This is a genomic window from Kushneria sp. AK178 (assembly GCF_053903105.1).
Genome location: NZ_CP096381.1, coordinates 1299106 through 1312826, shown reverse-complemented (window position 1 = coordinate 1312826; position 13721 = coordinate 1299106). Strand labels below are relative to the sequence as shown.

13 protein-coding genes are annotated in these 13721 nt (G+C 62.4%); 4 read left to right on the top strand and 9 right to left on the bottom strand.

Annotation, left to right across the window (positions count from 1 at the left end):
- Positions 1 to 19 precede the first annotated feature (19 nt).
- The 4 genes from apaG to M1D97_RS05835 all read right to left on the bottom strand — a co-directional run bounded on the left by apaG (position 20) and on the right by M1D97_RS05835 (position 4833).
- Positions 20 to 403: a Co2+/Mg2+ efflux protein ApaG gene (apaG, locus tag M1D97_RS05850; RefSeq protein ID WP_456269793.1), complete on the bottom strand. Its 384-nt coding sequence runs from the start codon at positions 401 to 403 to the stop codon at positions 20 to 22.
- On the bottom strand, positions 400 to 1203 hold the full coding sequence (gene rsmA, locus M1D97_RS05845; protein ID WP_456269792.1) for a 16S rRNA (adenine(1518)-N(6)/adenine(1519)-N(6))-dimethyltransferase RsmA: 804 nt from the start codon (positions 1201 to 1203) through the stop codon (positions 400 to 402). The genes apaG and rsmA overlap by 4 nt, the downstream gene beginning before the upstream one ends.
- A 103-nt stretch (positions 1204 to 1306) precedes the next feature.
- A complete protein-coding gene (locus M1D97_RS05840) occupies positions 1307 to 2296 on the bottom strand; it encodes a peptidylprolyl isomerase (protein ID WP_456269791.1) in 990 nt (329 codons plus the stop codon).
- A gap of 89 nt (positions 2297 to 2385) precedes the next feature.
- The gene (locus M1D97_RS05835) at positions 2386 to 4833 is read right to left on the bottom strand and encodes an LPS-assembly protein LptD (RefSeq protein WP_456269790.1); all 2448 of its coding nucleotides are present in this window, start codon (positions 4831 to 4833) and stop codon (positions 2386 to 2388) included.
- 167 nt (positions 4834 to 5000) lie between these two features.
- Here M1D97_RS05835 and M1D97_RS05830 point away from each other — a divergent pair, with 167 nt between their 5' ends.
- The 4 genes from M1D97_RS05830 (at position 5001) to M1D97_RS05815 (ending at position 8489) form a co-directional block, all read left to right on the top strand.
- Positions 5001 to 6017 carry an aminoglycoside phosphotransferase family protein gene (locus tag M1D97_RS05830; protein ID WP_456269789.1) on the top strand — a complete coding sequence of 339 codons (1017 nt, stop codon included), beginning with the start codon at positions 5001 to 5003 and terminating at the stop codon, positions 6015 to 6017.
- Position 6018: 1 nt separating this feature from the next.
- Positions 6019 to 6696: an N-acetylmuramate alpha-1-phosphate uridylyltransferase MurU gene (gene murU / locus M1D97_RS05825; RefSeq protein WP_456269788.1), complete on the top strand. Its 678-nt coding sequence runs from the start codon at positions 6019 to 6021 to the stop codon at positions 6694 to 6696.
- Between the two features lie 67 nt (positions 6697 to 6763).
- Positions 6764 to 7183: an OsmC family protein gene (locus M1D97_RS05820; RefSeq protein WP_456269787.1), complete on the top strand. Its 420-nt coding sequence runs from the start codon at positions 6764 to 6766 to the stop codon at positions 7181 to 7183.
- A 160-nt stretch (positions 7184 to 7343) separates the two neighbouring features.
- Positions 7344 to 8489, top strand: coding sequence for an AI-2E family transporter (locus M1D97_RS05815; protein WP_456269786.1), 1146 nt, complete (start codon positions 7344 to 7346; stop codon positions 8487 to 8489).
- On the opposite strand, the gene M1D97_RS05810 is transcribed toward M1D97_RS05815, so the two are convergent.
- The 5 genes from M1D97_RS05810 to purD all read right to left on the bottom strand — a co-directional run bounded on the left by M1D97_RS05810 (position 8490) and on the right by purD (position 13684).
- The gene (locus M1D97_RS05810; protein WP_456269785.1) at positions 8490 to 9155 is read right to left on the bottom strand and encodes a 3-demethoxyubiquinol 3-hydroxylase; all 666 of its coding nucleotides are present in this window, start codon (positions 9153 to 9155) and stop codon (positions 8490 to 8492) included.
- Between the two features lie 168 nt (positions 9156 to 9323).
- Entirely contained in the window at positions 9324 to 10685 is a 1362-nt protein-coding gene (locus tag M1D97_RS05805) for an MFS transporter (protein WP_456269784.1), read from the bottom strand.
- A gap of 379 nt (positions 10686 to 11064) precedes the next feature.
- A complete protein-coding gene (locus M1D97_RS05800) occupies positions 11065 to 11406 on the bottom strand; it encodes a histidine triad nucleotide-binding protein (protein WP_456269783.1) in 342 nt (113 codons plus the stop codon).
- Positions 11407 to 11453: 47 nt separating this feature from the next.
- Positions 11454 to 12326, bottom strand: coding sequence for a phosphoribulokinase (locus M1D97_RS05795; protein WP_456269782.1), 873 nt, complete (start codon positions 12324 to 12326; stop codon positions 11454 to 11456).
- Positions 12327 to 12403: 77 nt separating this feature from the next.
- Positions 12404 to 13684, bottom strand: coding sequence for a phosphoribosylamine--glycine ligase (gene purD / locus M1D97_RS05790; RefSeq protein ID WP_456270181.1), 1281 nt, complete (start codon positions 13682 to 13684; stop codon positions 12404 to 12406).
- Positions 13685 to 13721 lie beyond the last annotated feature (37 nt).

Here is a 13721-nt window from a genome sequence, read left to right as displayed (position 1 = left end):
AGATTGCCCTTTTGCACCGTCAGTGCAAGTGCAACGGACAGGCCAGCCGGAAGGGAGCAATCGTCACATCAAACGTTTCTCCCAGTGCCGGCGCCATGACGGTATAGCTGCCCTCCATGACGCCGACCTCGCTATCGAGAATGGCGCGACTGCTGTAGTTGAAGGGCAGGCCCGGCGCAATCATGGGCTGCTTGCCCACAACTCCTTCGCCGCGCACTTCGCGCACATCACCACTGCCCTGGGAGATACGCCAGTAACGGGCCAGCAGCTGGATGGAATAGTCCCACTGGTTGCGAATGGCCACCCGATAGCCAAACACAAAGCGCTGCTGGCAGGGATCCGATTCCTGCGGCAGGTAGAAGCTTTCCACCTCGACCACGATATTCCGGGCAGGCTCACTCATGAGGCTCTCTCGGACAGATGATTGGCAATCGCCACGAATTCACCGACGTTCAGCGTCTCCGGGCGACGCGAGGGGGTAATCCCGAGCGACTCCAGTGCGTCGGCGCTTGTGACATCACGCAGATTGTTGCGCAGCGTCTTGCGCCGCTGGGAAAAGGCGCGCCGCACCAGATCGGACAGCAGGGCTTCATCATGCGCCACATGGGGCCGTGTCTGCCATGGCACCAGCCGCACGATGCTGGAGTCCACCTTCGGCTGCGGCACAAAGGCCTCGGGGGGCACATCAAACAGGGCCTCCACCTGACAGTAGTAGCGGGTCATGACCGACAGCCGCCCCCACTGCCCCGTACCAGGCTCTGCCGCCAGACGCGCCACGACCTCCTTTTGCAGCATGAAGTGCATATCACGCACGGCATCGCCGGCGCCCAGCAGATGAAAGATCAACGGCGTGGAGATGTTATAGGGCAGGTTACCCACCACCCGCAGCGGCTGGCCCTCGCCGCGAAACGCTTTGAAATCGAAGGCCAGCGCATCGCCTTCGATCATGTGGAAATCGGGATAGTTGAAAAAGCGCGTGCGAAGTCCCGGAATCAGATCCCTGTCCAGCTCGATGGCCTCCAGCGCCCCATGCGTTGCCAGCAGCACCTCGGTCAGCGCGCCCTGGCCGGGTCCGATTTCGACCAGCCGGTCACCCTGCTGCGGATGTATCGAGGCGACAATACGCTCGATGACCCCGTGATCCTGGAGGAAATTTTGCCCGAAGCGCTTGCGCGCCCGCATGGGGGCCGGTTGTCGTGACATGAAAAATCCTTGCGTAAGAGGTGACTGCCTTTATCAATGAAAGGCCGCGAGGAGTGCTCGCGGCCTTTCATCAGCGCTGACGCCCGAAAAGCGGCGGGAGGGGTCAGGGATTGGAGCCGTTGCCCTGTTCCAGCCGGTTATCAATGTAGGCCGAGGCGCGAATCTCCTGCGTCCACGCTTCAAGCTCCTCGTTGACCTTGCGCTGAAAGAGCGTGCGCCGGATCTGTTCGCGCTGCTGCTCGGCATTGCCGCCGCCGCGCTTGTCCAGCAGGGTGATCAGATGATAGCCGCTGGGGCTGCGGATGGGCTCGCTGACATCGCCCGGGTTCAGCCCGGGCACCACATCGTCAAAGATGCTGGGCATCTCGGCGCCGCTGCGCCAGCCCAGATCGCCGCCGTCCAGCGCCTGAGGGCCATCGGACTGGGCCGCAGCGACCTCCTGAAACCCGGCCTGCCCCGAGACAATGCGCTGGCGCAGCTGCTCGGCCCTGTCGCGGGCAGCCTCGGCCTGCTGCGGGGTGGGCGCCTGCGGTACGGCAATCAGGATATGGGCAAGATGATACTGCACGTTGGCGTTGCTGCCGGCCTGTTTCAGATACTGATCCACTTCGCGATCGGAAATATTGATCTGACCGGCCACGCTGCGCTGCTGCACCTGAGTAATCAAAAGCTCACGACGCACCTGCTCCCGAACCTGACCGTAGCTCATGCCCTCCTGCTCGACCCGGTCGGCAAACTGCTCGAGTGTCATGTTGTTGCGCTGCGCCACGCCGCGCATGGCCTGATTGAGATCGCTGTCGCTGACACTCAGATTGGCGCGCTCGGCCATCTGCAGCTCGATCTGCTCGGTGATCATGCGCGAGAGCACCTGTTCGCGCAGCTCATCCTGATCCGGCATGCCGATGTCGCGTGACTGCATCTGCTGACGCACCTGTGCCACGCGCTGATCCAGGTCGCCGGACATGATCGCCTCATCGTTGACCACGGCAACGACACGATCCAAAGGCTGCACGGCAGCAACTGCCAGCGGCGATACGGAAAGACTCAGCGCAAGGCCCAGAGCGGCCAGCGTTTTTGCGTTGCGTGCCTTCATGACATCTCTCTTCTCATTCATGAAACCGACGTATCGTCAGTAGTGCAGCAGGAACATGCCCCTGCTGCAGGTTACGGCTCAAGTAACGACTATCGTGCGGGCCGGTTGCCTATGCCGGTATAGGCCCCGAAGTCATTTTCGCGGACGCCGGGGATGGCCTCGGAGAAGTAGCCATCGCTGCTGCCCTGCCCGACACTACCAAGTCCCTTGAAGATAAAGGACAAAAAGAGGCCGTGCTTGCGATCGTCATCATCGATGCGGGCCGTATCGTTGTCATCGATATACTCGCGCCAGGCGAGCTGAACCCCATAGCAGCAGTCGTTGAAGCGAACCCCGGCCAGGGTTTCGAGCGTCCGATTGTTGGTCTGATCATACAGATAGCGCCCGAGCAGGGAAATTGCCGGCGTCAGACGATAGGCCGCCGAGATGTCGTACTCTTCACGGTTATAGGTCAGGCGATCATCCTGATCCCCGAAAGGATCGAAGTCCTGTACGGTCCAGCGATAGCCCAGATTGAGAATCAGATTATCCGTGTCCTGATAGGTCAGATACGACGAGGTTTTTTCGGTACGATCGCGATGATCGTCATAGAAAAAGGATTGGCGCGCTGACCAGCGGTCACTGATCTGCCAGTCGGCTTCAGCGATGATCGGCGAGCGATCCCGGGTATTGCGGTAGTAGAGCTCGCTCTCCTCATTGAGAACGCGATTCTCGAAGCGGGCATCAACGACGCGGCGATCCTCGAAATAGCGGCTCTGCCCCACCGACAGCCCCAGGCGCTCACGGCCGGTATCGTCTTCCAGAAAGCGGGTACTGACCCCGTAGGAGACCTTGTTGGTATCTCCCACGCGGTCCGAGCCGCTGAAGCGATAGGGAGACCAGAGCTGTGAATAGGACAGCGGCTGCTCGCGGCTATCAAACTGCGGCAGCTCGGACTGATCCTCATGGGGAACGTAGGCATAGTACAGGCGCGGCTCCAGGGTCTGGCGCCAGTCACTGCCGAACAGACTGGTGTCACGCTCGAATATCAGCCCCGAATCCACCGAGAATACCGGCAGCACCCGGTTGGGCGTGTCATCAAAGTCCGAGGTATCGTCACGGTCGCGCCAGTTCAGGTCATACTGGGTCGCCATGAGTTCGGCGCGCGGCTCGAAAAAGCCCCAGGAGGGCGAGCGACGAAAACCGACGGCGGGCGCTACATGCACTCGCGCGCCAGTGGCGGACTCCTGTGGGATGATGGAAGCATCGCTGTAGTCCACATCGCGCCAGAAGTAGGTCGCGCTGGCGTTGAACTCCTCGTAGAAACCGCCGGCCTGGTCCCAGCGGGCGCTGGCCAGCAGCGCCGGCAGCTCGTAGAACGGCTTGTCGGTCTCGCGCAGTGGCTCATCGAGTTTCTGATAGCCGCGGGCGCGGGCCTGCAGGTTCCAGGTGGTGCCCTGATAGTTCAGACGCGCCAGACGCTCGAGATTGTCGGTGTCCTGCGCTTCAAAGGTCTGGCCGAAGTCGTCGAAATAGTCGCCGTCGCTGGCCCCGCCATAGCGCAGGTTATAGGTCGTGCGCGGCGAAAAGCGGCCGTCATGGGCATAGCGGATGAACCAGCGATCCTCACCCTTGAAGTCGTTGTCGTCGCCCCCATCGTCATGGCCGAGATAGTTGCCTTCCAGCGTGCCGGCATCTTCGTCGAAGAGATAGCGCAGCTGCCCGCCGATTGCCTCGCCTCTACCCGAGATATAGCGCGGCGTCACGGTAGCGTCGTAGTTGGGGGCCAGATTGAGATAGAACGGCTGGGCGTAATCAAGCCCCGAGTCGCTGCCGTAGCTGACGGACGGCCACAAAAAGCCGGTCAGACGACGATCATCGATCGGAAAGCGCAACCAGGGCCAGTAAAAGACCGGCACATCCTCGATTTCCATGCGCGCATGCGTCGCCGTGCCATACCCCTGCGCCTGATCCAGCGTGATATCGCTGCTGACCAGCCGCCAGAGGCTTGACTGCGGCTCACAGGTGGTAAAGGAAGCGTTCTGAAGACGGTAGCGGCCATCCTCCAGCCGCGCGAGCCGGCCGGCGTCACCGCGCAGGCGCTGCTGGTGGGCCACGTAGTGGGCCTGATCGATCTCGGCGGCATCGCTGTTGAGCGCCACCTCGCCCTGATCGCCGCGCACCAGAAAACCGGGCTGACGATAGGCCAGCGGGCCCTGCAGCGAGACGGTCGTGCGCGCCTCATTGAGGGTGGCACGCTGCGCTTCGAGCTGCTGCTCCCCCTGACGCAGGACCACCTCGCCATCCAGCAGGGTTTCCCCGTTGCTGCCATAGCCGGCGTCATCGGATTCGGTACGCACCTGTGAGGGGGTACTGCCGGGCTCGATACGATAGTCCGGCATGATATAGCGCCCCCGACACAGCGCATTGGCGGGGCGGTCATCTCCCCAGGCCTGCCAGTCAAGTTCGCTTGCAGGCAGTGGCTGGGGCGCCGCCTGAGCCATGGTCGAGAGAAGACCGGTCAGCGAGGCGGCGGTCCAGAAGATACGCTGGCCCATGATCCTTGTTCTTCCTTGCAATGAGGCGATGTGATTGCTTTTAAAAATCGGTATGGTACGCGGCAACAGACACCGCAGCAGCCTGAAAACAGCGACAAAAGCTACTGTTGCGGCCCTTGAGCGCTCAGCATGCGGTGCCGTAACCGTACCGTCAACCAGGAGTTCCCATGACAGCGCGCCTTGACGCCCTGCGCCACTGGGCGGCCTCCCATCACGATCTGGAGGCCACGCCCCCCGAACTCGAGGTGGTGACAGATGATGCCAGCTTTCGACGCTATTTTCGCCTTCATCCCGACACCGGGCCGTCGCGTATCCTGATGGATGCTCCGCCGGAGCGCGAAAACAGCCGGCCCTTCGTGGAGATTGCGCGTCAATGGCAGGCCCACGGCATCCCTGTGCCGGAGCTTTATCATGTCGATCTGGATCAGGGCTTTATCGAGATGCAGGATCTGGGCGATGTCATGCTGCGCCGTCATCTGACCCGTGAGGATCAGCGTGAAACGCTCATGGCCCGGGCCATTGCGACCTCGGTGGCCATTGCAGGACTGCCGGCCGACGACCTGCCCGAGTACGATGCCCGCTGGCTCACCGATGAGCTCGAGTTTTTCCCGCAGTGGTGCCTGACCCGGTGGCTGAATATCGCCGTTCCCGACAGCTGGCCGCAGGTGCGCGATCAGCTGGTCACGGCCCTGACGGCCCAGCCGCAGGTGTGCGTCCATCGCGATTTCCACGCCCAGAATCTCATGTGCCACGACGACCGGCTCTGGGTCATCGACTTTCAGGGCGCGGTCCGCGGACCATTGGCCTACGATCTGGTCTCGCTGCTGCGCGACCGCAACAACGCCTGGCCCGAAAGTGATCAGACACGCTGGATCGAAACGTGGCGACAGCAGGCCCAGGATGCCGGCGTCATGGCGCCGGTTACGCCGGAAGCATTCCGACGCATGGTCGATCTGACCGGGGCCCAGCGCAGCCTCAAGGTACTGGGGCTGTTCTGTCGTCTGGCGCTGCGCGATGACAAACCGCGCTATCTGACCCTGCTGCCGCTGTTTGTCGAACACGTCCGCCAGGGGCTGACGGGCCAGCCGGGATTTGAATCCTTCATGCAGTGGTTTGATACCTGCTTCGTTCCGGCGCTGGATGCCCGGCTGATCGAGTATCGCACCGCCGATCAGGAGCGCTGACATGAAAGCGATGATTCTGGCCGCCGGACGCGGTTCGCGCATGCGCGAGCTGACCGATGACTGTCCCAAGCCGCTGCTCAGGGTGGGCGGCCGCGCCCTGATCGAACACCATATCGAACGGCTGCGCGCGGCAGGTATCACCGAGATTGTCATCAACGTCAGCTATCTGGGCGAGCAGATCATGACGGCGCTGGGGGATGGCACACGCTACGGCGTTCGGCTGCGCTACAGCGTTGAACCCGTGGCGCTTGAAACGGCTGGCGGCATTCGCCACGCCCTGCCCCTGCTGGGTGATGCGCCCTTCTGGCTGGTCAATGCCGATGTCTGGTGCGATATCTCCCCTGACAGCCTGGACCCGCTCGGTAGTGATCTGGCACGACTGGTCATGGTCGACCCGCCCGATCATCATCGTCAGGGGGATTTTCATCTCGACGAGGCCGGTCGTCTACACAAGCAGGGCGCGCCGCGGCTGGTGTATGCCGGCATTGCCCTCATGCACCCGTCGCTGGTGGCCGATCTTGCGGACAACACGCCCTGCCCGCTCAGGCCCTGCCTGATGGACGCCATGCAACAGCATCGCCTTGGCGGTTACCACCACCGGGGCGAATGGTCGGATATCGGCACCCCCGAGCGGCTGGAGGCTCTGGAGCAGCAGCTTTCTGCCCGGGGCATGGCGTAATCGCCACCCCGGTTTCAACCACCTCATGAGAGGGTTCCCCCCTTTTTCGACACACGGAGCAAGCGTCATGGAAGCCAGCATCAAATGGACCGATGGCCGACAGTTCGTTGCCGAATCCGGCAGTGGTCACGCCATCATTCTCGACGGCAACCCGGACAACGGCGGTCGCAACACCGGCCCGCGGCCGATGGAAATGGTCCTGATGGGCCTCGGCGGATGCAGTGCCTACGATGTCATCAACATCCTCGAAAAGGCGCGCGCGAAGGTCACCGACTGCGTCACGCAACTGAAGGCCGAGCGCGCCGACACCACCCCGGCCGTATTCACCAGCATCCATCTGCATTTCGTGGTCACCGGCGTGGCGCTCAAGGAGGCTCAGGTCAAGCGGGCCGTAGAGCTCTCCGCCGAAAAATACTGCAGCGCCTCGCTGATGCTGGCTCAGGGGGGCGTCGAGATTACCCACTCCTGGGAAATCGTCGAAGCCTGAAGGCATCAGCCGCCCAAATTGATGACGAACCAACACCCCCTGGCGCAGTCAGGGTACACTGGCAGGACTCTGCCCGGCATGATGCCGGGCTTTTTACGACGGTCACTGTCAAGGCTCTGCCGGTCGGCGCTGCCGACATGACGAACAGGCGGGAGAAGGTATGGAAAAACCGATTGAAAAAAGGGCCTTTGAGCTGCTGCTGGTGGGCGTCTCGGTCGCCTTTGTCTGGATACTGCTGCCCTTTTTCAGCGCCATTTTCTGGGGGGTAATTCTGGCCCTGGTCTTCATGCCGCTGCAGAGGCGCCTTCTGGACCTCTATGGCGGACGGCGCAATCTGGCCGCCATCACCAACGTCCTGATCTGCGTATTTATCGTCATCATCCCGGTGACCCTGATTGCCGGCTCGCTGGTTCAGGAAGGCACCAGCGTCTATCAGCGCATCCGTTCGGGCGATCTTGATCTCGGCGCCTATGTCGAGCAGGCCCGACAGGCGCTGCCGCCAACGGTCGATGGCTGGCTCGAAAGTGCCGGCCTGGGTGATCTTTCCCAGCTGCGCGATCGTGTCTCCGAAGGGGCTGCCCAGGGCAGCCAGATGCTGGCATCACGGGCGTTGAGCATTGGTCAGAATACCCTGCAGTTTTTCATCAGTCTGGGGATCATGCTCTATCTGTTGTTCTTTCTGTTCCGCGACGGCGTGCCGCTGGGCCGGCGCATTCGTCAGGCCATCCCGTTGAGCGCACGCTACAAGTATCAGCTGCTCAACAAGTTCATTACGGTCACGCGGGCCACGGTCAAGGGCAATATCATCGTGGCCGCCACCCAGGGGTCCATCGGCGGTCTGGCCTTCTGGGGCCTGGGGATCGAGGCGCCCCTGCTGTGGGGCGTCATCATGGCCTTTCTCTCCCTGCTGCCGGCCATTGGCGCCGCCCTGGTATGGGCACCGGTGGCCATCTACTACCTGATGACCGGCAACATTGTCGACGGCATCATCCTGACCTTTGTCGGTGTGGTCGTCATCGGGCTTGCCGATAACTTTCTGCGCCCCATTCTGGTAGGCAAGGATACCAAGCTGCCCGACTATGTGGTGCTGATCTCGACGCTGGGCGGCATGGCCCTTTTCGGCATCAACGGCTTCGTGATCGGCCCGCTGATTGCAGCGCTTTTCATTGCGGCCTGGGATCTTTTCGCTCACGAAAAGGAAGAGGACGAGGCCGGCGCCATCACCGAGCTCTCCCCGATCTCGACAGCGGCCCCCGAGCGCGAGCCCGGGACGCCCCCGGCGCACACCCCGCGCGAGGATGAGTGATCAATCCATCATCCCGACCGACGAGTGGTGGCGCAGGCGTCGCCACTCACAGACCCGGGCACCCAGCGATGAGGCCCAGCGCCGCGGCCCGGACCAGCGCTGGCCGCCCGCCTCGAGCGCCACACGAGCGTGACGCGTGCTGTCATCGAGCATCTGGCGCAGGATGGCACGCGATCGCTCATCCCCTGCCGGCAGGGCCGACAGCTGACGCTCCAGCGATTCGGCCTGAAGGCTTTCTCCCATGTTGACCAGCCCGAGCCCGAGGGCATGGCTGCGTCGACTCAGCAGCATTCCGGCCCCCAGCGACGCCGTGTAATAGAAGGGTGTCAGTCGCGAGGGCCGGCTTCCCAGCTCGCGCAGCCGCGATTCACACCAGTCCAGATGATCAATGCCCCGCACTGACAGCTCATCCACCGGCTGATAGCGGCTGCCGGGCCCCGTGGCAAAACGCTGCCCCTGATAAACGCCCTGGCCGATGACTCGACCGCGATGATGATGACGCAGCACCTCGATGGCGTGGCGGGCATCATCGACCGCCATGGGCATGTCCTGCCCCCCGATACCGGGACGGGCCCTGCTGGCACGTGTCGCGCCCGGCACCAGGGTGCGCAGCATGGTATCGAGTTGATCCACGAGGCGATCACTGCGCGTAAACTGACGAGACATGGCATGACTCCTGTAAAGAACGCTCGCAAGGAAAATGACAGCGAATGCCCTGACTATAGTGGCCTTCCCCGGGGCTTGCGATGACTATCGCCGGCGACGCGCGACATGAGGCCCATGTACCGCGCCGCTCGCTGCATTCCAACAGGTCCTCGAATCTGCCGACCGCTGTCAGCCCGGCTGTTCACCGCCGCGATAGCCGCCTGCCGGCGTGCGGTGGTGATCGGAGAGGTCCTCGGCCACCTCGCTGTTGGTCGCCCCCCTGGGGAATCGTACGCTCAAGGCGGCAAAGGCAATCAGAGTAACCGTGATCCCTAAAAGGAAAAGCCCCTGCTGGTAGCTCAGCGACTCCGAGCGAAACAGGAAACCGGCTGCCACGGCGCCCACGTTGCCGCCGGCGCCGACGATACCGGCCACGGCGCCCAGCGCACGACGGTTGATAAAGGGCACCACCCCATAGGTCGCCCCCTCTGCCATCTGCACGAACAGGCTGAACAGCACCATGGTGACAATGGCCACGCCCAGTATCTGCATCTGGGAAAACAGCATCAGGGCGATGCCTTCACACAGCAGCGTCAGAAACAGCCAGCGCACCCGCCCCCTGAGACCGCCCAGACGGGCAAAGCGGTCGGAAAAGAAACCGCCCAGCGCCCGCGCAAACAGATTCATCAGTCCGAAAAGCCCCGCAATCAGGCCCGCCGTCCCCAGCGACAGCTCGAAGTTATCGAAATAGTAGAGCGCGGCGATATTGTTGATGGTCAGCTCGACGCCGAAACAGGCGCCATAGACCAGAAACAGCGCCCAGACGCGCACATCCCTGATGGCCGAGCCAAAGCTGGCCCGCGCACCATATTCGTTTCGGGCCTCGACAAGCTCGCCGCGGCGACGCAGGGTGGCAAAATCACCATCCGGGGCATCCTGGGTGAAATGCCAGTAGGCAAGTCCGGTCACAAACAGCACCACGCCCGGCACCACCATGGCGAGCCGCCAGCCCAGGGTTTCACTGACGCCCAGCATCAAAATGCCCGACAGCACCAGCGGCATCAGGATCTGGGTCGTCCCGCCCCCCAGATTGCCCCAGCCGGCCGTGGCCGCATTGGCCGTGCCCACCACATTGGGACCGAACATGATCGAGGTGTGATACTGGGTGATCACAAACGACGCGCCGATGGCGCCGATGGCCAGACGCGCCAGCAGAAAACTTTCAAAGCTGTCGGCCAGACCGATCGACATGACCGGCAGGGCGCCCAGACACAGCAGCCAGGTGTAGGTCCGACGCGGGCCGATACGATCGCACAACAGCCCGATGAACAAACGCACCACCACAGTGACCGCGACCGAGGCAATGATCGTATTGCCGATCTGTGTCTTGGTCAGATTCAGGTCATCACGCACGATGGCCATCATCGGCGCGATGCCGAACCAGCCAAAAAAGCAGACATGAAAGGCAAACCAGGACAGGTGAAACGCGCGCATCTGCGGCGTTTTAAAGTCGAAAAGCCGAATGCGGGTGGCCTTGTTTCTGATTTCCATGACGCTGCCTCGGTAGGATGCTCAATGACCTCTGCCCGCCTGACAACAGGCGGACAGAACGGGGAATGCGTCGCACGCGCACCGGCATGCCTGATCCAGACCCTCGAAAGCCTCCGGGCGCGTCGCGACGGTGTTTTACCAGCAAGACACGTGCCAGATTCACTAAAATGGCATCACGGTGCACGGACAGGACTCCCCTGGTCACTTACCGGTCGCGCCGGCGTCCCGCCCATGACCGATTCCGGCACCGCCAGTCCGGGGCGTGCACCACAACAGCGCAGTATGGTGATGGTCCCCGGGTCGCCCTCCCCGTACCGGCCATAAAAAAACGCCTGCCGTCATCGACGGCAGGCGCTGAAGAGCAAGCGCTTTTGGAGACTCAGCCGGCCGGCCAGCTCATTGACCGCCCGCCCATGAGATGAAGATGGATGTGGTAGACGCTCTGTCCCCCCTTCTCATTGCAGTTCATCACCACGCGATAGCCCTCCTCGGCAATGCCCTTGTCGCGTGCGATCCTTGCTGCCGTCAGGTGCAGTTTGCCCACTATTTCAGTGTCCGCCTCGGTCAGGTCGTTGAGGGTGGCGATCTCCTTTTTGGGGATGATCAGCACGTGCACCGGCGCCTGCGGATTGACGTCGTTGAACGCCAGCACGTCATCGTCCTCATAAACGATATCGGCCTTGATCTCGCGATTGATGATTTTGGAAAAGATCGTGGACATGGAAACTCCCTGGTCGGAATGGATCGTTATCATCGATGCCGGAACGTCTATCGAAAGCGCCGCTGCGCCAGCAGCGCCTCGATCTGCGGCTCCAGAATCAGCTCGATGGCCAGCGGCATTTGCGACCCCGGTACCGCCAGGGTATTGGGTCGCGTCATGAAGGCATTCGACAGCATGGTCAGCAGATAGGGAAAATCGGCGCTGTTGCGGTCGCGAAAGCGAATCACCACGAAGGATTCGGCGTCCGAGGGAATCGCCTGCGGCTCGAAGGGGTTGGAGGTATCCACCGTGGGCACGCGCTGAAAGTTGATATGCGTGCGGGAAAACTGCGGCACGATATAGCGCACGTAATCCTGCATGCGCCCCAGTATCGTATCCACTACGGCCTCATGCGAATGACCGCGCATGTTGATGTCGCGATCGATCTTTTGAATCCACTCGAGATTGACGGTGGGCGTGACCCCGATCAGCAGGTCGACATGCTGGGCCAGATCGTTGTGGGAAGAGACCAGCCCGCCGTGCAGGCCTTCATAGAACAGAAGATCCGTTCCGGTCGGCAGCGGATGCCACTCGGTAAAGGTGCCGACCCGATAACCGGCTTCCAGCATGCGCTTGTCTTCAGCATGAATATAATGGCGATAGGTCCCGGTGCCGTGCTCGCCATACTCGGCAAACAGGCGCTCGAGGCGATCCAGCAGGTTCGCCTCGACCGCAAAATGGGACAGCTCGTGCTTGCGTTCGGGTTCGTCACGAAAGATGCGCGCCAGATCCTCGCGGCTGTAGCGGTGAAAGGCATCGCCGTCGACAAAGGCCGCCCGGATGCCCTTGCGGGAGAACATGCGCTCGAAGGCGCGCCGCACGGTAGTGGTTCCTGCGCCGGACGAGCCGGTGATGGCGATCACGGGGTACTCGCGTGACATGGCGCCTCCTGAGCGGCAGATCGGGTCAAGATATTATTATTGATACCGGCCTGCGTCACACAGGCCGGTGTGCAGCACTATCGATCAATGGCACGAGCGGCAATGTCACGGCGATGGAAGGCGCCTTCAAAATGCAGGGCCGCCACGCCCTCATAGGCGAGATCGCGCGCCGTTTTGACATCATCGCCAAGGGCCGTCACACAGAGCACGCGCCCGCCGGCCGTTTCGATGGCACCGCGTTCGCTTTCGCGGGTGCCGGCATGAAAGACGTGGCAGCCAAGCTGGCGGGCCGCATCGAAGCCGGTAATGGCATCACCCTTGCGATAGCGGCCCGGATAGCCTTCAGCCGCCATGACCACGCCGACCGCTGCCCGCGGGTCCCACTGGCCCTGATACTGATCCAGCCGACCCTCGATGCCCGCCTCACAGAGCTCGAACAGATCGGACTGCAGTCGCAGCATGATCGGCTGGGTTTCGGGGTCACCGAAGCGGCAGTTGTATTCGATCACGCGCGGTGCGCCCTGCTCGTCGATCATCAGCCCCGCATAGAGAAAGCCGGTATAAGGGTGGCCGTCGGCCTTCATGCCATGAATGGTCGGCATGATGATCTCGCGCATGACCCGCTTGCGCACGCTGTCGGTGACCACGGGGGCCGGCGAATAGGCGCCCATGCCGCCGGTATTGGCGCCGCTGTCGTTGTCTCCCACCCGCTTGTGGTCCTGGCTGGTGGCCATTTCCAGCACATGACTGCCGTCTGCCATGACGATAAAGCTGGCCTCTTCGCCGGCGAGGTACTCCTCGATGACCACCCGGGCGCCGGCATCGCCAAAGGCGTTGTCTTCCAGCATGTCCTGGACGGCGGCGCGAGCCTGCGCCATGTCCATGGCCACGATCACGCCCTTGCCGGCGGCCAGACCATCGGCCTTGATCACGATCGGGGCGCCCTGCGATTCAAGATAGGCCAGTGCCGGCGCCACTTCCGTAAAGCTTTGATGGCGAGCGGTGGGGATGTTGTGACGTGCGAGGAAATCCTTGCTGAACGCCTTGGAGCCCTCGAGCCTTGCCGCCGCCGCACTCGGCCCGAAGATTTTGAGGCCTTCAGCCTGAAAACGATCCACGACACCGGCGACCAGCGGCATTTCCGGGCCGACCACGGTGAGTGCCACTGCCTCCTGGCGTGCCACCGCCAGCAGCCCTTCGATATCGCCGCTGGCAACATCCACGTTGCGAAGGCCGGGCTCACGCGCGGTGCCGGCATTGCCGGGGGCCAGCAGCACCTCATCCACCCGCGGCGATTGTGCCAGTTTCCATGCCAGCGCGTGTTCGCGGCCACCGCCGCCGATCATCAGTACCTTCATGCCGAAGCTTTCCTGCGTCATGGTTCAAGCCGGTTGC